Origin of the sequence: Gaetbulibacter sp. S0825, from assembly GCF_011777505.1 — a bacterium.
Taxonomy (GTDB): Bacteria; Bacteroidota; Bacteroidia; order Flavobacteriales; family Flavobacteriaceae; genus Pontimicrobium.
Genome location: NZ_JAATJT010000001.1, coordinates 1,158,641 through 1,184,298, shown reverse-complemented (window position 1 = coordinate 1,184,298; position 25,658 = coordinate 1,158,641). Strand labels below are relative to the sequence as shown.

The following is a 25,658-nucleotide window of genomic DNA, read 5'->3' as shown; positions in this document are numbered from 1 at the left end:
ATTTTACCAAGCGAAAGTATATTAATTATCGTGTGAATTTTCTTAAAGAAATGATAATTTTATCATAAAATGTTATTTCTTTCTCATGTAAACACTCACAGGAACTCCATGAAAATCAAAATGTTCTCTTAGTTTATTTTCAAGAAAACGCTTGTATGGTTCTTTTACATACTGCGGAAGGTTACAGAAAAAAGCAAATTGCGGTTGTGGTGTTGGCAACTGCATAATATACTTTATTTTCACAAATTTACCCTTATAAGCAGGTGGTGGATAGTTCTCAATTATTGGTAATAATACATCATTTAAAACACTAGTTTTAATACGTTTTGATCTATTCTTATAAACCTCAACAGCTGTTTCAATAGCTTTGAAAATTCGTTGTTTTGTCAATGCCGAAATGAATACAATTGGCACATCTGTAAATGGCTCTATTTGTTGACGAATGTACTTCTCGAAATCCTTGGTAGTTTTATTATCTTTCTCAACTAAATCCCACTTATTCACTAGTATTACAATGCCTTTTCTGTTACGTTCTGCCAGCCAAAATATATTTTGGACCTGTCCATCAAAACCTCTAGTTGCATCACAGACTAATAAACAAACATCAGCATGCTCAATGGCTCTTACACTTCGCATCACTGAATAGAACTCTAAATTCTCTTTTACTTTAGATTTTCTTCTAATTCCAGCAGTGTCTACTAAATTAAACTCAAACCCAAATCTATTGTATTTCGTATCAATAGAATCTCTTGTAGTTCCAGCGATATCTGTTACAATATACCTGTCCTCTCCAATTAATGCATTTATGAATGATGATTTTCCTGCATTCGGACGACCAACAACTGCAAATCGAGGCAACTCATCTTCTTCAACATCTTCTTGCTCTGGTAAAGCTTCAACCAAGGCGTCTAATAAATCACCTGTACCACTACCATTAATGCTTGCAATAGTAAAATAATCACCAAGACCTAAGGAATAAAACTCTACAGCATCTTCGGCTCTTTTGGCATTATCTACTTTATTTACTACTAAGAAAACTGGTTTATCTACTTTTCGTAGCAATTTTGCAACATCTTCGTCCATTCCAGTAACTCCAGATTCTACATCTACCATAAAAATAATAGCATCCGCTTCATCAATTGCTAACTCTACTTGCTTGTCAATTTCAGCTTCAAAAACATCATCACTCCCTTTTACATATCCTCCAGTATCTATTAATGAAAACTCCTTTCCATTCCAGTCACTCTTCCCATAATGTCTATCTCTAGTCACACCACTTACAGCATCAACAATTGCTTCTCGTCTTTGAATTAAACGATTAAAAAATGTTGATTTCCCAACATTTGGACGACCTACTATTGCAACAATATTTCCCATATCTTAAAATATTCTGCAAAGGTAGTGTTTCCTTATTGAAAAAAAACTGTAAATTCATCAGATAATTTTAATTCTATATGTCTTTAGAAAATGACATCGTTTTACGCCCAAGGTTTAAAATTGAACTTAAAAAAAACAATCAAGAGATTTTAAGTGTTTTTGAAGAAGCTAAAAAAACTCAAAAGGATTTTATTGTTTCTAGAGTTGACGACCATGTATTTATAAAAATTCCTAAAGCAGATCAACATTTTTGGTCACCTCAACTACATTTAGAAATCATGGAAATTGACAAAAATTCCAGTCGTTTGTTTGGGTTATTTGGACCTAATCCAACCGTTTGGACAATGTTTATGTTTTTCCACTTTATTGTTGCTGGTTTATTTATTGGCTTTGGAATTTGGGCATATACCAATTGGACTTTAAAAACCGATTTTGCCATTCAATTATTTGTCGCCATATTAATGATTGTTTTATGGGTTGCGCTCTATTTGGGAGGTCGCTTAGGAAAAGCAACTGGAAGAGATCAAATGGTACTACTGCATAATTTTATGAACAGTTTACTTTATAGTAAATAGTTTATTCTTGAAATGTGAAGTTGGTGAAAAAATCATCAAAAGCCCACCATGCAGCTACATAAGCGTACTTAGGCTTTTCTAGTGTTTCACCATTTGTGCCAACACCTAATACATTATATTTTATACCATTTAAATCCTGTAACACATAAGGGAATTCACTTTCGTCAAGTGTTTGATAATTATTAAAATCATCAACTTCAAATGCACTTATAATTTGGTGAGATTTGTTTCCATACACAATATAACTGTACTGTCTTAAAGTAATATCATACCTGTTTTGACTTGTAAAGTCATCATATTGATAAATAGTTACATTATCATCTTCATCTAAAACACCATAAACATAATCTCTTTCATCAGGGATGTTAGTAGTTCTCAAGTTTGATTTAGATGTTTTTGATGATGTATTGATTCTACTTGAAGAAGGCACAATGTTTTTTAAAACCCTCGCATTTGGAAAGTAGTTTTTTATGGTTTCCCATCTGGTTTCTACAACAGCAAGTGTTTTTAATCTTTGGTTAATACGATTACCTTTAATACCTCTTATAAGCATTTGTGACCAAAGTGTTTCGGTATCCTCATCCCATGGCACCATATTATTTTTATATAAATAACCCGAAGCTCTAAGTGTTTTACTTCTAGTATATGCCAATGCACTTTTGGTAATAGGACAATAGGTAAAGGCGTATTTTTGAGATTGGTATTGGTCATTAATAATTTCAGTAGCAAAAGTATTTGGATAAGGATATACTCTCACCTCATCACCAAAGCTCATAACGCCTACACGTTCAGAATTTGGCAAATCGATATTTGCAACGGTTGTATATTCTGGGTTATCACCTAAAGGATACATCGCAAAAGAGCCTGAGAGATCATCTTTATTAACCAACCATTCATTTTCTTCAACTATCTTCTCAGTACCAGGATTGTTTTTTGAACATCCAACTAAAACTATTAGAATAAGAAGCGTGGTTAATTTTTGCATTATTTTTCCTTTTGGTAAGGAGTCGGTTTTAAAAAAGTAAGCTTACAATAAATAAGAACTATTTACTTAAATAATCAAAAGTCTCTATTTCTGATTATACCCAAATCGTTTTAACTGGTTTTGGTTACTTCGCCAGTTTTTGTTCACCTTGACATATAATTCAAGATGTACTTTCTTATCAAAAAATTTCTCAAGATCTTTTCTCGCTTCCACACCCACACGCTTTAAAGCCGATCCTTTATGTCCTATAAGAATGCCTTTTTGCGTTTCGCGTTCTACCATAATTACCGAACGCATTCTAATAATATTTTCCTCTTCGTGAAACTCCTCCGTATCCACCTCAACAGCATAAGGAATTTCTTTTTTATAATGCATTAAAATTTTCTCCCTGATTTTTTCATTGACGAAAAAACGCTCAGGTTTATCTGTCAATTGGTCTTTTGGGTAAAACGGTGGCGATTCTGGTAAGAGCTCAATAATTCTATTAAATACTTCCTTTACGTTAAATCCTTTTAATGCTGAAATAGGAAAAAACTCGGCATTAGGCACCTTACTTTGCCATAAGGCTGCTTGCTCTTCTAATTCTTCTTGATTAGAACTATCAATTTTATTTAGAAGCAATAATACAGGAATTTTAGAACTGGTAATTTTATTAAAAAAAGCTTCATCCTTCAATTCTTTTTCACCGATTTCAACCATATAGATTAATACATCTGCATCTTCAAAAGCTGATTTTACAAAACCCATCATCGATTCTTGCAGTTCATACGCTGGCTTGATTATTCCTGGCGTATCAGATAATACCATTTGAAAATCATCGCCATTCACAATACCCAAAATACGATGCCTAGTCGTTTGTGCTTTGGAAGTGATAATAGATAGCTTTTCTCCAACAAAGGCATTCATCAAAGTAGATTTACCAACATTTGGATTCCCTATTATATTTACAAACCCTGCTTTATGCATATTTAAAATTTAGTTGCAAAGTTACAACCTTGAATTGTTTATTGCTTTCAATAACCAATATTTTTGAGTTATATTTGAAAAACACTTAAAGCAAATTGTAACTTACAATCTCTAAAACCAACCAAAATGATATCACGATTTTCACAATTTTTTTCAATTGCATTTGCCCTTATTTTTTTTAGTTCTTGTTCAGATACGAATAAAGATTCCGCAACCATGATTATTCATGGTGGAACTATATACACGGTAGATTCAAATCAAGCAACTGTAGAAGCTGTAGCAGTTAAAGACAATAAAATCCTCTTTGCTGGAAGCTTAGAAGAAGCCGAAAGTTTTAAAAACGAACAAACTGAGCTTATTGACCTAGAAGGAAAAACTATGACACCAGGTTTAATAGAAGGCCATGGACATTTTATGGGATTAGGTTATAATGAGCTTGAACTAGATTTAATGTATACCAATAGTTATCAAGATATTATTGATGCCGTAGCCGAACGTGTTAAAACGGCGGAGCCTGGTGAATGGATTACTGGAAGAGGTTGGCATCAAAGTAAATGGGACAGTGTACCAGAATACACTGTTAAAGGGTTTCAAACACATCATAGACTAAGTGAAGTCTCTCCAAATAATCCAGTGTATTTAAGACATGCTAGTGGTCATGCTGGCTTTGCTAATGAAAAAGCCATGGAAATTGCTGGCTTACTCACATTATCTACAGATGGTATTAACACCTATGAAATAGAAGGAGGTGAAGTTATTGTTGATCAAGCTGGTAGACCAACAGGAATTTTTAGTGAACGTGCTGGAGGTTTAATTGGTAAACATATTCCTGCTAACACACCAGAATCAAATATCCAAGCCTTTAATTTAGCCATTGAAGCTTGTTACGAAAATGGTATTACAGGATTCCATGATGCAGGAATTGGAAGAGGAACCATAGCTTTTTACAATCGTATGAAGGCTGAAGGCAATATGAATATTAGAATTTATGCAATGCTTACTGGCAATGATGAAAAACTTCTTAATGAATGGTATGAAAAAGGACCAAGTATTGATCCTGATCATAGATTTACTATTCGATCAATAAAATTAAACTGTGATGGTGCATTAGGAAATCGAGGCGCATGGCTACTTGAATCTTACACAGATAGACCTGGTCATTTTGGTCTTGAAACGCTTCCAATGGAAATGGTAGATAAAACAGCACGTAATGGGCTTCGAAACGGGTTTCAGGTATGCTCACATGCTATAGGTGACCGAGCAAATAGAGAAATATTAGATCGCTATGAAGCTGCAATGACTGAATTATCTAAGGTAGATTCTGATCACCGATTTAGAATAGAACACGCACAACATTTACATCCAGATGATATTCCAAGATTTGCAGAATTGAAAGTAATTCCAGCAATGCAAGCTGTTCATATGTCGTCGGACAGACCTTGGGCAATCGATCGTTTAGGCGAAAAGCGTATTAAGGAAGGTGCTTATATGTGGCAAGATTTGTTACAAAGTGGTATTCCAATCGTAAATGGTACAGATGTTCCAGTGGAGCCTTTAAATCCAATTCCTAGTTTTTATGCTAGTGTAAGTCGTAAAACTTTAAAAGGCACTCCTGAAGGAGGTTACGAACCAGAGCAAAAAATGACCAGAGAACAAGCATTAAAATCGTATACTTTAGATGCTGCTTATGGTGCTTTTGAAGAAGATATAAAAGGCTCTATTAGTGTTGGTAAGCTTGCTGATTTTGCAATCTTTGATCAAGATATCATGACTGTAGATGAAGATAAAATTCTAGACACTAAGGTTGTTATGACCATTTTTGATGGTAAAGTTGTATTTGAAAAGGAGGATTAATTCTTAGTTGTAGAGAATTTAAGAAATGATAAATCCTGAATGCCATTTATATGGAGAAAAGTTTCACCAAAACTACTGAAAGAAATTCTAAATATTAAGTTTGGATATATTATTGAATTCAATGATATTGGAGAAAAAGGAAGATTTAAGAATACTAAGATTCCTTATGGAGCGTGTTCTATCAAAACTCCTGATAATATTGAATTAAATAGAATCGAGTGGATGGCTGAATTTATTGTTAAAAACAAACCTGAGTTTAAAAAAGCTGGCGCAACCGATATAACTTTATGGATTTATTGGGAAAAAATACAAGGAAATATAGAATTTACAGTTAACGAATTAAATAAAATTTCTGAAACCGGTGTTCCTCTTTGTATAGATTACATTAAAAAAATTGAGTAAACTCTCTACAGCGACGTATATAATTAATTGCTTACTTTAAAAAGAGAAGTAGTTTATTTCTCATAAACAACTTTACCATTAACCATGGTTTTTAGAATCTGACCATTTAATAGTTGATTTGGATTTGTATTACCAATATTTAAAACATCTACATCCATAAAAGTTAAGTCTGCCCATTTTCCTACTTCAATAGTTCCAGTTAAGTGTTCTTGTTTAGATGCATAAGCAGCCCAAATGGTATAAGCCCTTAAAGTTTCCTCTGGTGTAAAGGCTTGCTCTGGAAACCACTGCTTGTCATCATCTCTTTTTTGCTTTGTAATAGCACAATACGCACCATAGAAAAAACTTGGGTCTGTTCCAGCATAATCTGAATTAAAAATCACTGTTGCTCCTGCTTTTCTAAGAGAACGCCAAGCATAACCTCCTTTAATACGCTCTTCTCCAACTCGATCAATAGCCCAAGGCATATCCTCGACAGCATGTCCAGGTTCTAATGAAGCAACAATATTTAAGTCTTTAAAACGAGTAAAATCATCTGGATGAATAATTTGCGCATGTTCAATACGATGTCGTAAATCTCTAGATTCAGGATGCTCTTTAAAATAATCATCGTATAAATCTAAAACTTCACGATTTGCTTTATCTCCAATGCAATGGATTGCTAATTGAAATCCAGCATCTAGAGCCTTTTTTATTAAGCCTTCATGAAAGCCATAATCTGTACTTGCTACACCTTTATGCCCAGACTGATCACTATAATCTTCCAAAAAGTTCGCACCTCTAGAACCCAAAGAACCATCATAATAGGCTTTAAACGTTTTTACTTGTAAAAAAGCTGAATCGCTACTTGTTGGTCCCTTTTCTACCCATTCTTCAACAAGTTCAATGTTATGCATTCTGGCAGCTACAAAAATTTGCGTTCTTAACATTAATTCGTTTTTACTATCTAAATCTTCATAACCTTCCATCCATTCTTTTACCACTCCAGCATGATGCGCTGTAGTATACCCTAGACTAGCCAAATGGTTTAGCCCATATTTTAGAATTCTTCCTCTTTGTTCTAATGTCTTTTTTGGAATTTTATTATCTAACAGGTTTTTTGCATGGTTTAGTAAAACATATTTTAAATTGCCTTTTTCATCTTTCAAAATTTCTCCTCCATCGGTTGCAACAGTTTCTGTAGTAATTTCTGCCAACTCAAAAGCTAAAGCATTTCCCAAAGCTCCAAAACCTCTTAAGCCTTGCAATGCCACTGGATTATTTTTTACTTTGTTGCTTAAGGCAATCATATCAGGATATTCATTTGCAAATTCAGCTTCATCCCACCCATAACCAATTATCCACTCACCAGCTGGTACTTGAAGTGATTTTTGATATATCGCTTCAATAATCTCATCTCCAGACAAATTATTTAAAGCTACCATTTCAGATTTTTCTCCTATTTCATGTACATGACCATGAGATTCAATAAGCCCTGGAACCACAAAAGCATTTTTAGCATCAATAATTTTAGTGGTTTCTCCAATATAGTTTTGTACTTCTTCTGTTGTACCAACAAATTGAATTAAACCATTTTTTATAGCAATGGCTTCTGCATCAGGTTGCCAAACACCATTTTTAATCGATGCATTTTGTGCTGGAACTCCATCTAATGAAGGATCATCCCAACTCAAAGTATATACTCTTGCATTAGTGACAACGGTATCTGCAATTTCTTTTTTCTGATTAGAACTACATGAAATAATTAAAACAGCAATAATTATTAATATTTTTCTCATAGTGGTATATTCTTTAACTTCTTGGTTTGTGTAAGCCTCTATCGTACATCACAATACTTCCAGCAACAGACACATTTAAGCTTAATTCGGATTGAAATTTTACTAAATGATGTGATTTTTCGATAGCTTTTTTTGATAATCCATGATCTTCGGCACCTAACAGATATACACAACGTCTTGGGTGGTGAAACGATTCTAAACCTACTGCTTCTTCGGTTAATTCTACACCAACTAACCTCGCTCCTTTAGGTAAATGATTGTAAAAATCTTCAAAGGTGTCGTAATGAAAATATGGCATAGCTTTAACGGCATTATGCGTATCACAAGCTTGTTTTGCATATCTATTGCCAATAGTAAAAATAAAACTTGCGCATAAATTTTGAGCAGACCTCCAAAGAACGCCTAAATTCTCGGGTGTTTTTCCATTTTGGATGCCAATACCAAAATATTCGTTTTCAAAATTATCAATCATAGTTAGACAAAAATAAAAATTATTTAGGCTTAAAAGCTTTTTAACAACAAACAAAACATTGGATTTAAAAAGTATTAATCTAATTTGTATATTCGGAAAGCATAAACCACCACCAATATTCATGAGGCATTTATTTTCAATATTGCTCGTTACAGTTCTTATTTGTGGCTGTAAAAAATCAGAAGAAACCAATAAGAAACCCAACATTATTTATTTTCTAGCCGACGATTTAGGCTATGGTGAAGTTGGCATTTACGGTCAGCAAAAAATTCAGACGCCTAATATGGATGCCTTAGCAAAAAATGGTATGTTGTTTACACAGCATTATTCAGGCGCTCCAGTTTGTGCACCTGCTCGTTATATGTTTTTAACAGGAAAACATTCTGGACATGCATACATTAGAGGTAATGACGAGTGGAACGAACGAGGAAACGTTTGGGATTATGCAGCAGTTTCAGAAGACCCAAGTTTAGAAGGTCAACGACCAATACCAAACAACACTATTACCATTGGGCATCAACTTCAAAAAGCTGGTTACAAAACAGGGTTATTTGGCAAATGGGGTTTAGGTGCTCCAGAAAGTGATGGTATACCAACTCTTCAAGGATTTGATTATTTCTATGGTTATAATTGCCAACGTCAAGCGCATAATTTATACCCTCCTCACCTATGGGAAAATACCGAAAAAGATATACTTAATAACGAATTAGTTCCTCCAAGAACAAAACTGGATTCTCTTGCAGACCCTTTTGATGAAGCAAGTTATGCAAAGTATAATCAAACTGATTACGCTCCTGAACGGATTCATGAAAAAGCTATTAATTTTATGACAAAAAATAAGGATAGTGCTTTCTTTATCTATTATGCTTCACCATTGCCACATTTACCTTTACAAGCACCAAAAGAGTTTGTAGATAAATACCTAAAGCTGTTTGGCGATGAGGAACCATATATTGGAGACAAAGGATATTTTCCTAATAGATACCCAAGAGCGACCTACGCAGCCATGATAGACTATTTAGACTATCAATTAGGTGACCTCGTAAAAAAACTAAAAGAACTAGGAATCTATGATAACACCGTAATTATTCTCTCAAGTGATAATGGACCAACATATACTGGAGGTGTAGATTTTGAGTTTTTTGAAAGCTCAAAGCCTTTTTCAAATGGCTATGGAAAGACCAAAGGTTATACCTACGAGGGTGGTATCAGAGTTCCACTTATTGCAAGTTGGCCAAATAAAATTAAAGCTGGTACAACAAGTGAACATATATCAGCATTTTATGATATGATGCCCACCATTTGTGATATTGCTGATATTGAATCTCCTGAAAATATTGATGGTTTAAGTTTTAAGCCTGTTTTATTAGGTGAGCAACAACAACCTCACGAGTTTTTATATTGGGAATTTCCTAGTTACAAAGGGCAACAAGCTGTACGATTAGGAAAATGGAAAGGTATACGTAAAAATATTTTTGATGGTAATTTAGATATTGAATTATATGATTTAGAAAACGATATTCTAGAACAAAACAATCTTGCAGACCAACATCCTGAGATTGTTAAAAGAATAGCCGAAATTATGATTCAAGAACATGAACCTTCTGAAAATAAACGTTTTAAATTCGAACAACTAGGAGACAAATAACATTCTCAAATGAAAATACTTTACAAACTATTTCTGTTTACGCTTTTAATCACAGTTAGCTCCTGCAGCACTACTTACAAGCTCAAAAAAGATTTTAATAAGCATCAAAAAGAATCAGAGTTTTTTAAAGGATTTGTTTTATATAATCCTGAAACAAGAACTCAAATCATTAACCATAATGGAAGTAAGTTTTTTACGCCTGCTTCCAACACTAAATTGTATACGTTTTATTCAGCTTACAAAACTTTAGGAGATTCTCTAGTAGGTCTTGAGTATTACAAAAACAATGACACCTTATTTATTAAAGGTACTGCAGATCCTTCTTTTTTATATGAATTTGAAGGTTCTAAAACCATCCCTTTTTTAAATAGTCATAATGGCCCAATAGTTATACTTGATGAATCTTTAGATGACAACCGTTTTGGAAATGGGTGGTCATGGGAAGATTATCAATATTATTACATGCCTGAAAGAAGCTTGTTCCCAATGTATGGAAATGTGTTAACGTATGCTATGAAAGGTGATTCTATTACAGCGCATCCTTCTTATTTCAAAAAACACATTACTGTTTTAGACTCCACAGATATGAATAGAGCGTTTGAAGAAAATCAATTTTATTTAGAGCGTCAGGATTCCACTCTAAATTACATTCCTTTTAAAACATCCACAAAATTGGTTGCAGAATTATTGAGCGATACCTTACAAAAACCTGTATATGTGATGCCTCAAAAAAGAGGTTTTGATTTTAAGTCTTTGAATAGTGTCGCTGTAGATTCAGTTTACAAACAAATGCTTGTGGTGAGTGATAATTTTATTGCCGAGCAATTGATGCTACAAGTTGCAAAAAAAGTGAAAGACACTTATAATGTAGAAGATGGTATTGATTACATTCTTAAGAATCACTTACAAAACCTCCCTCAGAAACCTGTTTGGAGAGATGGCTCAGGTTTATCAGTCTATAACTTGTTTTCACCTGAAGATACAGTGCACTTACTAACAAAAATGTATGAAGAAATTCCTTTGGAAAAACTGTTAAACTATCTTCCTGTTGGAGGAGAAAGCGGAACTTTGCGCAATTGGTATGGCGGAAAAGATAAACCTTACGTATATGCAAAATCTGGAACGCTCTCCAATACTTATTGTTTAAGTGGTTATATTATTACTAAAAAAGGAACACTCCTAATTTTTAGCTATATGAACAATAATTACAATCAACCAAATTCTAAAATTAGAAGTGATATGCAAGATCATCTTTCAAATATCTATGAGAAATATTAATCAAATTAACGCATTGAGATTATTTGTAGCTTGTCTAATTTCAAGTTCTGTTTGGTCTCAAACTCAAGTTGACTCAAGCAAAATAGTTAAAGTATTATCTTTCAATATCCTTCACGGAAAAACCATGAAAGGCGATTTCAATTTAGACGTCATTGCAAAAGTTATTATTGATGTTAATCCAGATTTTGTTGCCCTTCAAGAAGTAGATTACAAAACCAATCGCGCTAAAAAATATGATTTGGTAACCGAATTAGGTTGGCGTACAAAAATGGCACCAATTTATGCAAGAGCGATGCATTATGATGGTGGAGAATATGGTGAAGGTGTATTATCTAAACACACATTTTTAAACACGAGAAACATTCCTTTACCTTATATTCCAGGTGATGAACCTAGAGCTGCATTAGAAATCACAACAGTTTTACCATCAAAAGACACCATCTCTTTTATTGGGACTCATTTAGACCATTTAAAACTAGAGACCAATAAAATTAAGCAAGCAAAAGAAATCAATAAAGTATTTTCAAACAATCAATACCCAACCATTTTAGCTGGTGATTTAAATGCAGAACCTAATAGTAATACAATGAATATTTTGGAAAGTTTTTGGACAGCTTCCTATGACAAAAACAATTTTCAACCAACATATTCATCAGCTAATCCTGTTAAAAAAATTGATTATGTATTGTTCTATCCAAAACACAGATGGAAGGTTCTTAAAACAGAAGCCATTTGTGATACCATTGCTTCAGACCATTGTGCTTATTTGGTCACGCTACAGCTTCTAGATGAGTAAAATTTGATTTTAACACATCATTACAAAATAAAAATGGCAAATTCGCTCAACTTTATGTAAATTGACCGTTGATTTAACCATAATACAATGGCTACTCGAAACTATCAAGGAAAAAAATTTAATAATAGTACCATCGACAAAATTGTTGATGCATTAACAATTGAAGAAGCCTTGCAAATAAACATCAATAACAAACCGTTCACAGTTTCTATGCGTACACCTGGAAACGATATTGAGCTTGTTCGTGGTTTACTTCATGCAGAAGGTGTTATAAACAATGTAGATTTTATCCCCGAAATATCTCTTAAAAAAGAAAATGACAATGGTATTGTAACGATTGTTAATGTGAATATTCCTGAGAAAGAATTAGGCGAAGGTTATTCAAATAGTAGAAGTTTATTGTCGGTTTCCTCATGTGGCATTTGTGGAAAAACAGAGCTTAGCGATTTAGCATTTATTGGAAAAACTATTGACGATAATAACAAAATAGATATTGGACTTATTCATAGTTTATTTAATAAGATGAATAATTTTCAATATGATTTTAGAGAATCTGGTGGCACACATGCTGCTGCTGCGTTTACTTTGAATGGAAAATTACTGTGTGCTATGGAAGATATTGGACGGCATAATGCCGTTGATAAAATAGTTGGAAAACTGATTAATAATCAAGAATTAAACGATGCTAAAATCATGACAGTGAGTGGCAGGATTTCTTATGAAATAGTCATTAAATGTTTTAAAGCAAGAATCCCTTTTTTAGCTGCGGTTTCTGCACCTTCATCACTAGCAGTCGATTATGCTAAAGAATTAGGAATTACTCTTTTTGCTTTTTGTAGAGACCAAAGAGCAACCTGTTATTCCAACCCTCAACGAACCAAAATACAATCAACTAATACAAAAGCGAGTTAAAAATATATGTCAGATAATTTAAGTGAATTATTAGGAAGAAAAGGCATCAAAGACAATCTCTTTGATAAATTAGGGAAATTAGCAAAACCAGAAGGCACTCCAAGTGAGGAAGTCATGGCAAAATTAGCTGATGAGTTTCTTGTTGGAAAAGCTAATGCTTTTGGTACCGCAAGTTTCTATGATTTTTTAAAGCCTGAAAACAAAGGCAAAAAAGTATATGTTTGCAACGGAACTGCATGTGTTTGCGCAGGAACTCAAGATAAAGTAATAGATTCGTTAAAAGATTCATTCGAAGCTGACGAAATAGGACACATGACTTGCTTAGGTCGTTGCCACGAAAACTCTGCTTTTCATTATGATGGAAAAAACTATTCAGGTGACGCAATATCGAATTTGAATTCAATTATTGATTCTGAGTCCAATTTAAATCAAGACACCTACAATATAAAAGCCAGTGGCAAAGAAATTCTAACCGCTCCTTTTAGTAATATCACTGATTACTATCAACCATTTTTAGAGGCTCTTAAAAAAGATTCAGCTGATGTATTGGAGGAAATAAAAACTTCTAATGTTCGTGGTCGTGGTGGTGCAGGTTTCCCTATGGGATTAAAATTACAATTTTGCAGAAACGTAGAAAACGAAACAAAATTCATTATTTGTAATGCAGATGAAGGTGATCCTGGAGCATATTCCGATAGATATCTATTAGAACATCAACCACATTCTGTATTGTTCGGAATGTTGATATCTGGTTATGTGACTCATGCAAAATATGGTATTCTTTACATTCGTGCAGAATATCCAGAAGCTGTTTCAATTGTTCAAAAAGCAATTGATGATTTAAAATCTAACAATCTAATTGGCGAGAACATTAATGGTTCAGATTTTAGTTTCGATTTTAAAATTATTCAGGCTCAAGGCTCTTACATCTGCGGTGAAGAAACGGCACTTATAAACTCAATTGAAGGACAACGCCCAGAAGTAAGAGTTCGACCTCCTTTCCCAGCACAAAAAGGATTGTTCAACAAACCGACTACAGTAAATAATGTAGAAACATTAGCTGCATTACACTATATCATTTCTAATGGTGGACAAGCCTGGAAAGACATTGGTACAGAACGTTCTTCAGGAACTAAACTAGTATCATTAGACAGTTTTTTTAATAATCCTGGAATGTATGAAGTAGAGATGGGAACACCATTATCTACTGTTGTTAACGAACTTGGTGGTGGTTTTAAGTCAGATGTGAAAGCAGTTCAAATTGGAGGGCCGCTAGGTGGTTTAGTCCCAGTTTCAAAAATAGACGATTTAACAATTGACTTTGAATCATTCTCAAAAGAAGGGTTCTTATTAGGTCATGCTTCTGTGGTGTCTGTACCTAGTGATTATCCAATTATGAAATTTATTGAACATTTATTTGATTTTGCTGCTTATGAAAGTTGCGGAAAATGTTTCCCTTGTAGATTAGGAACAAAACGTGGTCAGGAATTAGCAGAAAAAGCCCTGACATCAGATTATAAAATAGACAAAAAACTATTTACAGATTTATTGACAACACTTGAACAAGGATCTTTATGTGCACATGGTGGTGGAATTCCGCTACCAGTTCGTAATGCCTTGCAATATTTTGATGATGAATTAAGACAATATTTCAACTAGAAGACTATGAGTAAAACAGCATATATAGATAACAGAGCATTTGAAATTGAAGAAGGAGAAACTATCCTTTCCTATATTCGTCGCTATAAGGACAAAAACTTAGTTCCAACACTTTGTGATGCACCAAATTTAGACCCTTTTGGATCTTGTCGTGTGTGTAGTGTTGAAGTAGCTTTAGAAGCGAATGGGCCTGTTAAAACAATGGCTTCTTGCCACACTCCTGTTGCAGAAGGACAATATATTTACACAAGTACTGAAGCTGTTAAAGCATTGCGCAAAAACATTGTGGAATTGGTATTAACTGACCATCCTTTGGATTGTTTAACCTGTGAAGTAAATGGTAATTGCGAACTCCAAACTGTAGCAGCTCAAGTTGGTATTCGTGATGTACGTTATCCAGAAGGGGACAACCATTTATATAGAATGAAAGATTTGAGTCATCCTTATATGACTTCAGATTTGTCAAAATGTATTAACTGTTATCGCTGTGTGAGAGCTTGTGATGAAGTGCAAGGTGAGTTTGTATTAAGCATGTCAGGAAGAGGATTTGACTCAAAAATCATCAAAGGCTTAGACGATTCATTTATGGATTCCGACTGTGTGAGTTGTGGTGCTTGTTCTCAAGCGTGCCCAACTTCAGCCATTTCTGATGTATTCCAATCTAAAGCCATTCAAGCAACAGATACCACGAGAACCATTTGTACCTATTGTGGTGTTGGATGTAACCTAGAGGTATCTACAAGTAATGGTGAAATATTAAGCATTCAAGCTCCATATGATGCTGAAGTTAATCAAGGACATACGTGCCTAAAAGGTCGCTACGCTTTTAAATTTTACGATCATCCAGAACGATTAAATTCACCAATGATTAAAAGAAATGGTGAGTTTGAAAAAGTAAGCTGGGATGAAGTTTATGATTATATCGCTAACAAATTAACTGGATTTAAAGAAGAATTTGGTCCAGATTCTATGGCTGGAATATCGTCTTCTCGTTGTACTAATGAAGAGAATTATTTAATGCAGAAGTTTTTCAGAGCTGTATTAAACACTAATAATATTGATGGTTGTGCTCGTGTGTGTCACTCTCCTACTGCTTTAGGAATGCAACGCACTTACGGAACAGGAGCTGCAACCAATTCTATAGACGATTTAAAAGACACCAACTGTATCATGGTTATTGGAGCTAATCCAACTGATGCACATCCTGTAACAGGAGCAAAGCTAAAACAGTTTGCTATGAAGTCGGATAATGTGTCTATAGTATTAGATCCGAGACGTACCGAGTTAGCTCGCTATGCCACACATCATATTGCATTAAGGCCTGGAACAAATGTTGCTGTACTAAATATGATGATGTATTATATAGTTACCGAAGGTCTTGTAGATGATGCATTTATTCAAAATAGAACTGAAGGTTATGAAGACTTTAAAAAGGAATTACTTTCTATTGACTTAGACCATATTGAACAAATTTCTGGTGTTACCAGAGAAGAAGTCAGAGCTGCTGCAATGGCTTACGCATCTGCTCCAAATGCCATGTCATTCCATGGTTTAGGAGTAACTGAGCATTCACAAGGAACATTCACAGTGATGCAAATTGCAGATTTAGCGCTAATGACTGGAAATATAGGTCGTCGTGGTGTTGGTGTAAATCCATTACGAGGCCAAAACAATGTACAAGGCTCTGCAGATATGGGAGTTCAACCTCATCAAGGAGCAGGATACTTAGATGTGACCAATGACGAAGTCAATAAAAAATACAACGAGTTTTATGGTGTTGAAGTACCAAAACATATAGGTTATAAAATTCCAGAAATGTTTGATGCTGCTTTAGATGGCAAACTAAAAGCTATCTGGATTATTGGTGAAGATGTGGTGCAAACCGATCCAAATACCCAAAAAGTAATAAAAGCTTTAGAAGCAACAGATTTAGTGATTGTTCAGGAATTATTTATGACAGAAACGGCTAAATATGCTGATGTGATTTTACCTGGAGCTTCTTTCTTAGAAAAATCAGGAACATTTACCAATGGTGAACGTCGTGTACAAGCAGTTCGTCAAGTCGTAGAACCAATTCCTGGAACAAAACCAGATGGTCAAATTATTGTAGATATTATGAACCGAATGGGCTATCCTCAACCTGATTATACGCCAGATGGAATGTTAGAAGAGATTTCTCAAATTGTACCTTTCTTTGCTGGAATTAAATGGGAGCGATTAGGTATTAATGGGTTACAATGGCCAGTTACTCCTGATGGAACTGACACACAAATCTTACATACTGTAGATTTTAAACGTGGCAAAGGTCTTTTTGAATTTAAAGCTTGGAAAGAAACAGTTGAGTTGACAGAACATGCCAAAGATTACCCATATATTTTAACAACTAATCGCGAATTAGAACATTACAATTGTGGTGCTATGACTCGTAGGACAGCTAATGAGCAAATACTTCAGGATGATTATTTGATGATTCATCCAAATGATGCAAAAAATCATTTAATTAATGAAGGTGATTATGTGTGTTTAGAATCGCCTCGTGGGAAAGTAGATGTAAAAGCTCGAATTACAGATGAAGTAAAAGAAGGTATTCTAAGTACTACGTTTCATTTTCCAGAAATAATGATTAACAACATTACTGGCGATGTTCATGACTCTGAAGCTATGTGTCCTGAATATAAGGTAGTAGCAGTTAGAATTAGGAAAAGTAAAGGGAAATACAAAAAAGAACTTGTATAGAAGTTAAAAGCCTCATCTTTCGATGAGGCTTTATTATTTTAGTTCATTTTTATAGCTCCTATTCCAGCTTCCCATAATTGCTTATTAAAGTTTGGGATTTCAGAATTAATAAAATTATTACTTTTATTTTTTAAAGTATTCCATTGAGCATCCAATTCAGCTTTTCTTTTTTTATTTTGATCATTAACTCTCGGAATGCTGCTTTCTGTCTGATTGATTAAGAAAATATATTCTGCTGTAAATTTGTTAGGGAAATTTTCAACATCATCATATGCCTTAGATTTACGTTGAATCATATCTTCATCCCAAGCAGTTAAATCTTTAATCAGGTTTTTTCCTTTTTCAATTAAATCTTTATGCTTATCTGAATCTAATCCAGAAACAACATCTTTAATTTGATTCTTGGCTTTAAACAACACATTAACCATATAGTGCATCTCGGTTAAATTGGATTCCATAGCTTTCATAAAACTATCGTACTCTTCGTACTGACCAGGTTTAGTTTCATAAATTGGATTTTCCTTTATAACAGCATCTGTTGAAACAACTTTTTCTCCAGCCTTTAGTGTTAGTTTATAAGTTCCTGGAGGAGTACGATGCCCTCTAAAACTGGCTTCAATGTATGTGTCAGGAATTCCAGACATGATTGGATAGCGCATATCCCAAACAAAACGATTTAGCCCTTCTTTTTTAGAAAGTGTTGCAGCTGGTGGTGGTCCACCATCCCAACGTCTATACTTTGGATCTCTTTCCGAGCTAATAGTATTTACAACTTCATTCTTACTATTTCGAATCTCTAAAGTAACTTCTGTATCATCTTCAAGTTTTGGTAATTCGTAATAAACAATAACCCCATTAGCTGGATTAACACCTTCAAAAGTATCTGTTCCATCAGAACTATTGCTATTAAGTTGGCTTCCCCAAGCTCCGTCTAAAGCTGGCTCAGGAGTATATAATTTTACAGCTTCTGAATTGGTTTTAAATTGATTCAACAAGCCTAAATCATCCAAAATCCAAAATCCTCTTCCTGAAGTAGACACAATTAAATCACCTTGGTGGACTTTTAAATCTGTAATCGGTGTTATTGGTAAATTAAGTTGCATACTTTCCCATGATTGACCACCATTCCATGACACGTAAACACCTGCTTCAGTTCCAGCGTACAATAAATCTTTTCTTGTTTGATCTTCTCGAACAACTCTTGTATATGCTCCATAAGGAATACCGGAACTTATATTTTTCCATGTTTTACCGTAATCTGTAGTTTTATACAACGCTGGAGTATAATCATTAAATTTATACTTAGTTGTTGCTACATAAGCAGTCGCTGGATCATGAGGTGACACATCAATTGCATTAACCAAAGTTTCGCCAAGTCCTTTTGGTGTTACATTCTGCCAAGAAACTCCATTATCTCTTGTTATATGAACAAAACCATCGTCGCTTCCTGTCCAATAAACACCTTTTTCATGTGGTGATTCTATAATATAAGCAATGGTTCCATAATTTTCTGCACCAACCGCTTCATTGGTATAAGGAGCACCTCCATTGCCTTGTTTTTCATCTATGTTTCTTGTTAAGTCAGGTGAGAACTCTGTCCATGATTTACCCATGTCGGTAGTTTTCAATACTTTATTTGCACAATGAAAATATGTCCCTTTTTCATGTATAGAATGTATAATTGGAGCATTCCAATTGAACAAATATTCCATATCACGAGCTTCTCTACCAAGCCACTGATTTGGCTTAGCCATAATATTGATAGACCCTTTTGATTCTGTATCCAATAATTCGATATAACCCAAATAAACACCTCCCATGACGTAACGAGGATTATCAGGATCAAATGCCGCAAATGCACTTTCGCCTCCAGCTGAACTTTCCCAATCTGAATGCGAAATACTCCATCCACCAAGCGACATGCTCTTCATTTTTACTGATGAATTATCTTGTTGCCCTCCGTAAATGTTATAAGGAAACATATTATCAGTATTAATTCTATAAATCTGTGCAGTAGGCATGTTTGCTTGTGTAGACCATGACTCACCATAATTAAAAGATATTGCTGCTCCTCCATCATTAGAAATGACCAAGTTTTTAGAATTATTGGGATTTATCCATAAATCATGATAGTCACCATGAGTACCACCTAAGCGTTCCCATGTTTTCCCTCCATCAATAGAACGTAAGTTTGGGGCACTTAGCACGTAGACTGTATTCTCATCATTAGGATCTGCAAACACTTCTATATAATACCAAGCACGTTGCGTTAGTCTATTATCATCACTAACACGTGACCAACTATCTCCAGCATTATTTGAAACGAATAACCCTCCTAAATCTTTATTAGTGTCACTCTCAATTAAGGCATATACTTTATTCGAATTTGCTCTACTAACAGCAATAGCCATTTTTCCTTTTTCATCTGGAAGCCCTTTATGAATTTTCTTCCATGTTTCACCTCCATCAGTTGACTTATATAAACCACTACCTTCGCCTCCACTAATTACAACCCAAGGCTCACGCTTATGATGCCACATCGCTGCATATAACACTTCTGGATAATTCATATCCATAGAGAGTTCAGCTGCTCCAGTCATATCATTCACATAGAGTACGTTTTTCCATGTTTTCCCGCCATCTATTGATTTATAGACACCTCGCTCTTTAGTCGATCCATTAATAGCACCTTGTGCTGCAACATATATAATATCTGGATTAGTTGGATGAATGACTATTCTAGAAATTTGCTGTGTCTCTTTTAGTCCTAGATGCGTCCATGTTTTCCCTGCATCAGTCGATTTATACACACCATCTCCATAAGATGTCATAACACCTCTTATAGCATGTTCTCCCATCCCAACATAAACTATATTAGTATTGGATTCTGAGACAGCTACTGCTCCTACTGAGCCTGTTTTAAAGAATCCATCTGAAATATTATGCCAGCTTTGTCCAGCATCTTCTGTTTTCCATAAACCTCCTCCAGTGGTTCCCATATAATAGGTCAATGGATCTCCAACCACTCCAGTTGAGCCTGTGGAACGACCTCCCCGAAAAGGCCCTATATTTCTATACTTTATTGGTTCAAAATATTTATTTGCTTCTTGGGCAATTAAAGATGAGAAAATAAAAAATAAGGCAATAAAGAATAGTGATTTTTTCATCATGATTAGCTTAAATTAGGTTGTAACCAAATATACTTAAATATTTAAATACAAAACCTAAGTAAACTTCATCAAAATTAAAAGCAACTACATAAAAAATAAGAGCCATATGACGCTTGGTTAACTCATATAAAAGCCTCATCGAAAGATGAGGCTTTACTTGCTAAATAATCAATTTTAATTAATTCCACTCACTCCATCATAGCTTAAAAAAAGAGCTTGTGAAAGGAAATCTAAAGTTGTTTAATGATTTTTTGTAAACTTTTTTGTTATAATTCTATCTTCTGTAAATACCTTTATAAAATACTGTCCTTGTGCCAATTCAAAAATTGGAAAAGAATACATATTACTAATTTCATTTTCATGAACTTTATGATATCTTACTATTTGTCCTAATTGATTAACAATTGAATAGGCCTTAATTGTCTCAGATGGTTTTTGCAATTTAACCGTCATATACGATCCTTTTGATGGATTTGGATATAGAAGCGCATCTTTAGACAGCTCCAAATCGTCTAATCCAGCTGTTTGGTCTACCACTACAAACTGTCCCATCATTCCAGCAAGCGCATCCTCATGTTTTAACATGTGGCAGTGATACATATATGGTATGGTATCATCAAAATGATCCTCAAATTTAGTGATGATTCTTGCAGTTGAACCTGTTGGCACCATGAATGTGTCCTTTCTTCCTTGTAAATATGAAGGTGGTGGACTTCCGTTAATATCTAAAATATAAAATTGAACATCGTGCATGTGAAATGGATGTGCTATTGCTGAATTATTCTGAAAAGTCCAAATTTCTGTATTGTTTAAGGGTACAGTAACATTAATCACGTTCATATCCATTGTAACATTGTTTATAGAAAAGTCGCCATTTAATTGCTGTTGCCCAGGTGTTAATGGTTCAAACGTAAAAGACCTTGTTTCGTCAGCTGTCACTTCAGCCAAAGGCACATCATTTGCTAAGGTCGCAGGAATCGTTGTTATTGGGCTTGCTGTTTGAGCAACAACATCCATTTGCAAAATATTGAAATCTGCACCATTTAACGCATTCGGGTTGTAACCATCAAGTGGTTTAGACGGTGAATTTCCTGGATATGTAGCGCCATAGTTACCGTTTGCCAATTCAGAAGCATAACTCATCAAATTAATTGTTTGCCCTTGTAGAGCAGTAAAATCAACTAATATTTCTGCTCTAGCCCCTGGAGATAAAGGTAATCTTGTTAATGCAACAGGAGCATTTAACAAACCTCCATCTGTTCCTATAAGGTGAAATGTTCTATTTGCGGTTAATCCAAAATTGAATGTACGTTGTGAAGATCCATTTAACAAACGCAAACGCACTACTTGTGCAGGGACATCTAATTGTCCGTTTATAGTTGCATTTACCATTAAGGTTGTATCATCATTTACACTAGCTTTTATTTGATAAGAGCCATCAAAAGATTTTGTTTGTACTGCTAATGGAAAATCATCAATACCATAGGTTCTAGGTAAACTTAAAGCAGCTTCCTCGGTATCTCTAACAATAATAAAGCCTGAGATTCCCTTACTAGCATGTTCGTCTGTGTGGTTTAAAAGATGTGGATGATACCAATAAGTACTTGCTTTATCTTTTACTTCAAATTGCGGGTTCCAAGTTTGTCCAGCACCAATTACTGTATGAGGTCCTCCATCATTTGCTGCAGACACATGCATACCATGCCAATGAATAGTCGTATCTTCTCCTAAAGTATTAGTGATATTAATATTCATATTATCACCATTGTTCATTATTAGTGTGGGACCTAAAACGGGACCATTAACTCCCATTGTAGCAGTATTTTCTCCAGGAAAAAATTGAAAAACCCCATTTTGAAGCGTTAAATTTACATTGGTAGACTCAATAGTTCCAGGAATAACAATTGGGTTTTGTGACACCATTGCAAAAGAGGTTAAGCAAAAAACGTAGATTAGTAGTAGTGATTTCATAGGCAAAAAAAGGTTAATAATATAGGAGACTATTTTATCTTCTATTGCGAATTTATATTATAATTAATTATTAACAAACATAAATTAGATTAAATGCGAAATTTTATTGTTGATTGGCGAATTAGCATCATTAATTATTTAATAACTTGTTCAACACTACCACATTTTAGCATAGCATCTCCAAAATAAGGGTTAAATATTTCTTCGGTTAAACTTAACCAATTTGCTCCTTTATCACCATCTGCCATTGGGCAAAATTGTAAATACACAGTTTGATTAATCCCAAATAATTCGACAGCTTTTGTAATGCTTGACGATAACGGTTTAAAATAATTACGTTGCATAGCAATATCAGTTTCTTTAGCAAGAGAACTTGCAGCGGTTTTAATATCTTTTAGAAGTCCCATCCATTGCATGTGGGCATTATTATTTGTTAAAAGTGTCATATCTACCTTATCTAAATCAGCTAATACAAGTTTTGCTTGCATTGTTGTGTTAGAAGCATCATCATTTACTAAATAGTCTTTTAAAGTGAGGTAACTTTCTACTACTGCTTTAAGTTGTTCTTGAAATGTTGTTGACACTTCCAACCTCTCGATCATCTTAGATGACTCATCAGCATCTGAAGTTATAGTATTCATCATGGATTGCTTTCCATTAAGTTGGGCAGCCGCATCAACTGTAAATGCGCCATTAGTTACTATTACTTCGCCTTGTTCCAATCCGCTTAAAACTTTATAATTTTCTCCAACTGCGTTACCAAGTGTGATTTCTCTTAATTCAAAAACTGGTGAATCATTTGGTACCCTTACATACACAATAGAACGTTCTCCTGTCCACAAAACAGCAGATTTAGGTATACTTACAGCTCCTTTATCATTAGTTTTTAATTTAGTGGTAGCAGAAATTAGCATACCAGGTTTTAAGTTTCCGTTAGAATTTTTTAGCGTTGCTCTTACGGAAATTGTTCTGGTTTTATTATTAAGTGTTGGACTTATATAATCAATTTTTCCTTCAATGTTTTTATCTGGAAAAGCATTTAAGCTAATTAACACAGATTGACCGATACTTAAATTTCTCACATCTTGCTCATACACATCTAATTGAGCCCAAACAGTATTTAAATTAGCTACCTTGAATAAAGGTGTGCCTTCTTTAACATGATTACCTTCTTCTACAAAAATTGTTTCGATATATCCCTTTGTATTGGCATACATTTTAAAGTTAGTAATCACTTTTTTGGTTAGTTCTATTTGCTTTATTTGCTGCTCAGAAATTTTCCAAAACTTCAATTTGTTTCTTACAGCTTTGTATAGCTCAGGTTGTTCATTTTTAATATCCATAGCTTCTATTAGCTCATTTTGAGCAGTCACTAATTCTGGAGAATAAATAGAAGCGATAACTGTTCCATTATTAACAAACTCACCTTCACTTTTAAAATTTAAAATCTCAATTCTCCCTCCAAAGTGAGCTGTTTGCACAGCTGTTGCTTTATCGTTTGCTTGAATTTTACCTGATAAGATTAATTGATTTGTTGCTGACTCTCCAACCCCAACTGTGGTTGTTTCAATGTTAGCCAACGCCATAGCATTATCAGTTAATTTAAACTGGTTTGCCAGCAAACCATCACTATTGATTTCAGCAGGAATTAAATCCATTCCACAAATAGGGCAACTACCAGATTCTTGTTGCATAATCTGTGGATGCATGGAGCAAGTCCACATTTGATTGGTTTCTGAAACCACTTCATGATTATGAGTATTTTCATCATTATTTGCGGTCCCAAAAAGCAACCAACCTAAAAATAAACCGATTACTAATATTATAATATATGAGATGTAATTTTTCATTTTTCTGTCTATTAATTTGTTAAGTACTCCATTTTAGATTTTGAGATAAATGCGTTTTTAACTCCCTCTACTTCCATTAATTGGAATTTAATTTTTTGCAATTGAAGGTTTAATATTTTGTCATAATTTAAAATTCCTGTTTCATAAGCTTTTAAATCAACATCTATGGCTAATTGTGTTTCAACTGAATTTTTTTGGGCAGCAACTACATTTATAATGGCATTGTCTAGCTCCAAGACACTCGTTTGAAGCGCCATTTCTAGTTGCTTTCTCTGGTTTTCTTTTCTTGAAAGTAATGCTTCTTGCTTAATTTTTATTTGTGCTGCTTTTGAGGTGTACTCTTTAGTGAAAATTGGAATATTTAAACCTATTTTAGGCATAATGATATCTTTTCCATTATCATTTAATTTTAAATCTTGACGCTCTTCTACCAAAACATAATCCAGTCCAAAAACAAGTTTTGGAAGTTTATCCTTCTCTATTAGATTTTCCTCTTTGAGATAAACCTGATTATAAGTGTCTAGCCTTGATATACTAGGATGCTTATTAACACTACCATCTTCTATAAGAATATCCAAAACACTTAAGCTATCAGGAATTACGATTTGAGTTTCTAAATCTTGTTGCAACAACCTATTAAAGTTTTTATTTAATGCTTCTATTTCGTTTAGATTTTTAAAAATTTTACTGTGCAATTCATTTTTTTGAACCTTAATTTTTAATACATCGCTCATCGTTGCTTTATTATTTTCTAAAGCCGACAATGCCATATTTTCATAGGTGGTTAAAATTTGCTTATTATCCTTAAGGATCTTCTCTGTTTTATATTTTTGATACAACTCATAATAAAGCGACTTTACTTGAAATAACAATTCTCTTTCAGCTAAGTTAGCGTCAAACTGTTTGGTTTCCGAAATAGCTTCTGCATAAGATTTTTCTGCACTTAAAGCCCCAAACCAAGGCAATTGTTGTTCTATTCCAAGCTTAATTATTTGAGCTCCTACTCTTGTTTCTGGTGTTGACAAAAAAGGCCCAACACTTACAAAAGTATTTTCTAAGCTTCCTGTTTCATTTACTTTTTCTTGAGACAGTAAATACTCTAGGCGTTTCTCTTGTATTTCAGAACTATTAGACTTAGCTATATTTAAATAATCCTGAAGTGTTTGTGCACTACAAACATTAATGATTAAAAAGGTAAAACCAATTGTGCAAATATATTTTGTCTTCAT

At 34.1% G+C, this 25,658-nt stretch carries 18 protein-coding genes; 9 read left to right on the top strand and 9 right to left on the bottom strand.

Annotated elements, in window-relative coordinates:
- Positions 1 to 72: 72 nt before the first annotated feature.
- The gene (gene der / locus HB672_RS05365) at positions 73 to 1,377 is read right to left on the bottom strand and encodes a ribosome biogenesis GTPase Der (protein WP_167608920.1); all 1,305 of its coding nucleotides are present in this window, start codon (positions 1,375 to 1,377) and stop codon (positions 73 to 75) included.
- A gap of 77 nt (positions 1,378 to 1,454) precedes the next feature.
- Between der and HB672_RS05360 the strand changes: the two genes are divergently transcribed.
- Positions 1,455 to 1,952: a GTP-binding protein gene (locus HB672_RS05360; protein ID WP_167608917.1), complete on the top strand. Its 498-nt coding sequence runs from the start codon at positions 1,455 to 1,457 to the stop codon at positions 1,950 to 1,952.
- Position 1,953: 1 nt separating this feature from the next.
- Here HB672_RS05360 and HB672_RS05355 read toward each other — a convergent pair whose 3' ends face one another.
- Both HB672_RS05355 and era read right to left on the bottom strand, forming a co-directional pair.
- Positions 1,954 to 2,937: a DUF3179 domain-containing (seleno)protein gene (locus tag HB672_RS05355; RefSeq protein ID WP_167608914.1), complete on the bottom strand. Its 984-nt coding sequence runs from the start codon at positions 2,935 to 2,937 to the stop codon at positions 1,954 to 1,956.
- A gap of 84 nt (positions 2,938 to 3,021) precedes the next feature.
- Positions 3,022 to 3,903: a GTPase Era gene (era, locus tag HB672_RS05350; protein ID WP_167608911.1), complete on the bottom strand. Its 882-nt coding sequence runs from the start codon at positions 3,901 to 3,903 to the stop codon at positions 3,022 to 3,024.
- Positions 3,904 to 4,029: 126 nt separating this feature from the next.
- Between era and HB672_RS05345 the strand changes: the two genes are divergently transcribed.
- Both HB672_RS05345 and HB672_RS05340 read left to right on the top strand, forming a co-directional pair.
- Positions 4,030 to 5,757: an amidohydrolase gene (locus tag HB672_RS05345; RefSeq protein WP_244306576.1), complete on the top strand. Its 1,728-nt coding sequence runs from the start codon at positions 4,030 to 4,032 to the stop codon at positions 5,755 to 5,757.
- Between the two features lie 39 nt (positions 5,758 to 5,796).
- Positions 5,797 to 6,159, top strand: coding sequence for a hypothetical protein (locus HB672_RS05340; RefSeq protein ID WP_167608908.1), 363 nt, complete (start codon positions 5,797 to 5,799; stop codon positions 6,157 to 6,159).
- 53 nt (positions 6,160 to 6,212) lie between these two features.
- On the opposite strand, the gene HB672_RS05335 is transcribed toward HB672_RS05340, so the two are convergent.
- Together HB672_RS05335 and HB672_RS05330 are read right to left on the bottom strand one after the other, a co-directional pair.
- Entirely contained in the window at positions 6,213 to 7,937 is a 1,725-nt protein-coding gene (locus tag HB672_RS05335; protein WP_167608905.1) for an amidohydrolase, read from the bottom strand.
- A 13-nt stretch (positions 7,938 to 7,950) separates the two neighbouring features.
- On the bottom strand, positions 7,951 to 8,409 hold the full coding sequence (locus tag HB672_RS05330; protein WP_167608902.1) for an RNA methyltransferase: 459 nt from the start codon (positions 8,407 to 8,409) through the stop codon (positions 7,951 to 7,953).
- 121 nt (positions 8,410 to 8,530) lie between these two features.
- Between HB672_RS05330 and HB672_RS05325 the strand changes: the two genes are divergently transcribed.
- The 6 genes from HB672_RS05325 to fdhF all read left to right on the top strand — a co-directional run bounded on the left by HB672_RS05325 (position 8,531) and on the right by fdhF (position 17,438).
- Complete coding sequence (locus tag HB672_RS05325; protein ID WP_167608899.1) at positions 8,531 to 10,057, top strand: arylsulfatase; 1,527 nt, start codon at positions 8,531 to 8,533, stop codon at positions 10,055 to 10,057.
- Between the two features lie 9 nt (positions 10,058 to 10,066).
- Positions 10,067 to 11,335, top strand: coding sequence for a D-alanyl-D-alanine carboxypeptidase (locus tag HB672_RS05320; RefSeq protein WP_167608896.1), 1,269 nt, complete (start codon positions 10,067 to 10,069; stop codon positions 11,333 to 11,335).
- A complete protein-coding gene (locus HB672_RS05315) occupies positions 11,322 to 12,131 on the top strand; it encodes an endonuclease/exonuclease/phosphatase family protein (RefSeq protein ID WP_167608893.1) in 810 nt (269 codons plus the stop codon). Before HB672_RS05320 ends, HB672_RS05315 begins: the two co-directional genes overlap by 14 nt.
- An 87-nt stretch (positions 12,132 to 12,218) precedes the next feature.
- Positions 12,219 to 13,043: a formate dehydrogenase accessory sulfurtransferase FdhD gene (fdhD, locus tag HB672_RS05310; RefSeq protein ID WP_167608890.1), complete on the top strand. Its 825-nt coding sequence runs from the start codon at positions 12,219 to 12,221 to the stop codon at positions 13,041 to 13,043.
- A gap of 6 nt (positions 13,044 to 13,049) precedes the next feature.
- Complete coding sequence (locus tag HB672_RS05305) at positions 13,050 to 14,702, top strand: NADH-ubiquinone oxidoreductase-F iron-sulfur binding region domain-containing protein (protein ID WP_167608887.1); 1,653 nt, start codon at positions 13,050 to 13,052, stop codon at positions 14,700 to 14,702.
- Positions 14,703 to 14,708: 6 nt separating this feature from the next.
- On the top strand, positions 14,709 to 17,438 hold the full coding sequence (fdhF, locus tag HB672_RS05300; RefSeq protein WP_167608884.1) for a formate dehydrogenase subunit alpha: 2,730 nt from the start codon (positions 14,709 to 14,711) through the stop codon (positions 17,436 to 17,438).
- A gap of 38 nt (positions 17,439 to 17,476) precedes the next feature.
- Here the strand turns inward: fdhF and HB672_RS05295 are convergent, their stop codons facing one another.
- The 4 genes from HB672_RS05295 to HB672_RS05280 all read right to left on the bottom strand — a co-directional run bounded on the left by HB672_RS05295 (position 17,477) and on the right by HB672_RS05280 (position 25,658).
- Positions 17,477 to 20,608, bottom strand: a complete 3,132-nt coding sequence (locus HB672_RS05295; RefSeq protein ID WP_348272546.1) for a glycosyl hydrolase — start codon at positions 20,606 to 20,608, stop codon at positions 17,477 to 17,479.
- A gap of 240 nt (positions 20,609 to 20,848) precedes the next feature.
- On the bottom strand, positions 20,849 to 22,579 hold the full coding sequence (locus HB672_RS05290) for a multicopper oxidase domain-containing protein (RefSeq protein WP_167608880.1): 1,731 nt from the start codon (positions 22,577 to 22,579) through the stop codon (positions 20,849 to 20,851).
- Positions 22,580 to 22,713: 134 nt separating this feature from the next.
- Positions 22,714 to 24,429 (bottom strand): efflux RND transporter periplasmic adaptor subunit, encoded by a 1,716-nt coding sequence (locus HB672_RS05285; RefSeq protein ID WP_167608877.1) that lies wholly within the window; start codon positions 24,427 to 24,429, stop codon positions 22,714 to 22,716.
- Between the two features lie 11 nt (positions 24,430 to 24,440).
- A complete protein-coding gene (locus tag HB672_RS05280) occupies positions 24,441 to 25,658 on the bottom strand; it encodes a TolC family protein (protein ID WP_167608874.1) in 1,218 nt (405 codons plus the stop codon).

Coding starts and splice junctions, on each gene's coding strand:
- der (WP_167608920.1), bottom strand. CDS start 1,377: ATGGGAAATATTGTTGCAATAGTAGGTCGTCCAAATGTTGGGAAATCA.
- HB672_RS05360 (WP_167608917.1), top strand. CDS start 1,455: ATGTCTTTAGAAAATGACATCGTTTTACGCCCAAGGTTTAAAATTGAA.
- HB672_RS05355 (WP_167608914.1), bottom strand. CDS start 2,937: ATGCAAAAATTAACCACGCTTCTTATTCTAATAGTTTTAGTTGGATGT.
- era (WP_167608911.1), bottom strand. CDS start 3,903: ATGCATAAAGCAGGGTTTGTAAATATAATAGGGAATCCAAATGTTGGT.
- HB672_RS05345 (WP_244306576.1), top strand. CDS start 4,030: ATGATATCACGATTTTCACAATTTTTTTCAATTGCATTTGCCCTTATT.
- HB672_RS05340 (WP_167608908.1), top strand. CDS start 5,797: ATGCCATTTATATGGAGAAAAGTTTCACCAAAACTACTGAAAGAAATT.
- HB672_RS05335 (WP_167608905.1), bottom strand. CDS start 7,937: ATGAGAAAAATATTAATAATTATTGCTGTTTTAATTATTTCATGTAGT.
- HB672_RS05330 (WP_167608902.1), bottom strand. CDS start 8,409: ATGATTGATAATTTTGAAAACGAATATTTTGGTATTGGCATCCAAAAT.
- HB672_RS05325 (WP_167608899.1), top strand. CDS start 8,531: ATGAGGCATTTATTTTCAATATTGCTCGTTACAGTTCTTATTTGTGGC.
- HB672_RS05320 (WP_167608896.1), top strand. CDS start 10,067: ATGAAAATACTTTACAAACTATTTCTGTTTACGCTTTTAATCACAGTT.
- HB672_RS05315 (WP_167608893.1), top strand. CDS start 11,322: ATGAGAAATATTAATCAAATTAACGCATTGAGATTATTTGTAGCTTGT.
- fdhD (WP_167608890.1), top strand. CDS start 12,219: ATGGCTACTCGAAACTATCAAGGAAAAAAATTTAATAATAGTACCATC.
- HB672_RS05305 (WP_167608887.1), top strand. CDS start 13,050: ATGTCAGATAATTTAAGTGAATTATTAGGAAGAAAAGGCATCAAAGAC.
- fdhF (WP_167608884.1), top strand. CDS start 14,709: ATGAGTAAAACAGCATATATAGATAACAGAGCATTTGAAATTGAAGAA.
- HB672_RS05295 (WP_348272546.1), bottom strand. CDS start 20,608: ATGATGAAAAAATCACTATTCTTTATTGCCTTATTTTTTATTTTCTCA.
- HB672_RS05290 (WP_167608880.1), bottom strand. CDS start 22,579: ATGAAATCACTACTACTAATCTACGTTTTTTGCTTAACCTCTTTTGCA.
- HB672_RS05285 (WP_167608877.1), bottom strand. CDS start 24,429: ATGAAAAATTACATCTCATATATTATAATATTAGTAATCGGTTTATTT.
- HB672_RS05280 (WP_167608874.1), bottom strand. CDS start 25,658: ATGAAGACAAAATATATTTGCACAATTGGTTTTACCTTTTTAATCATT.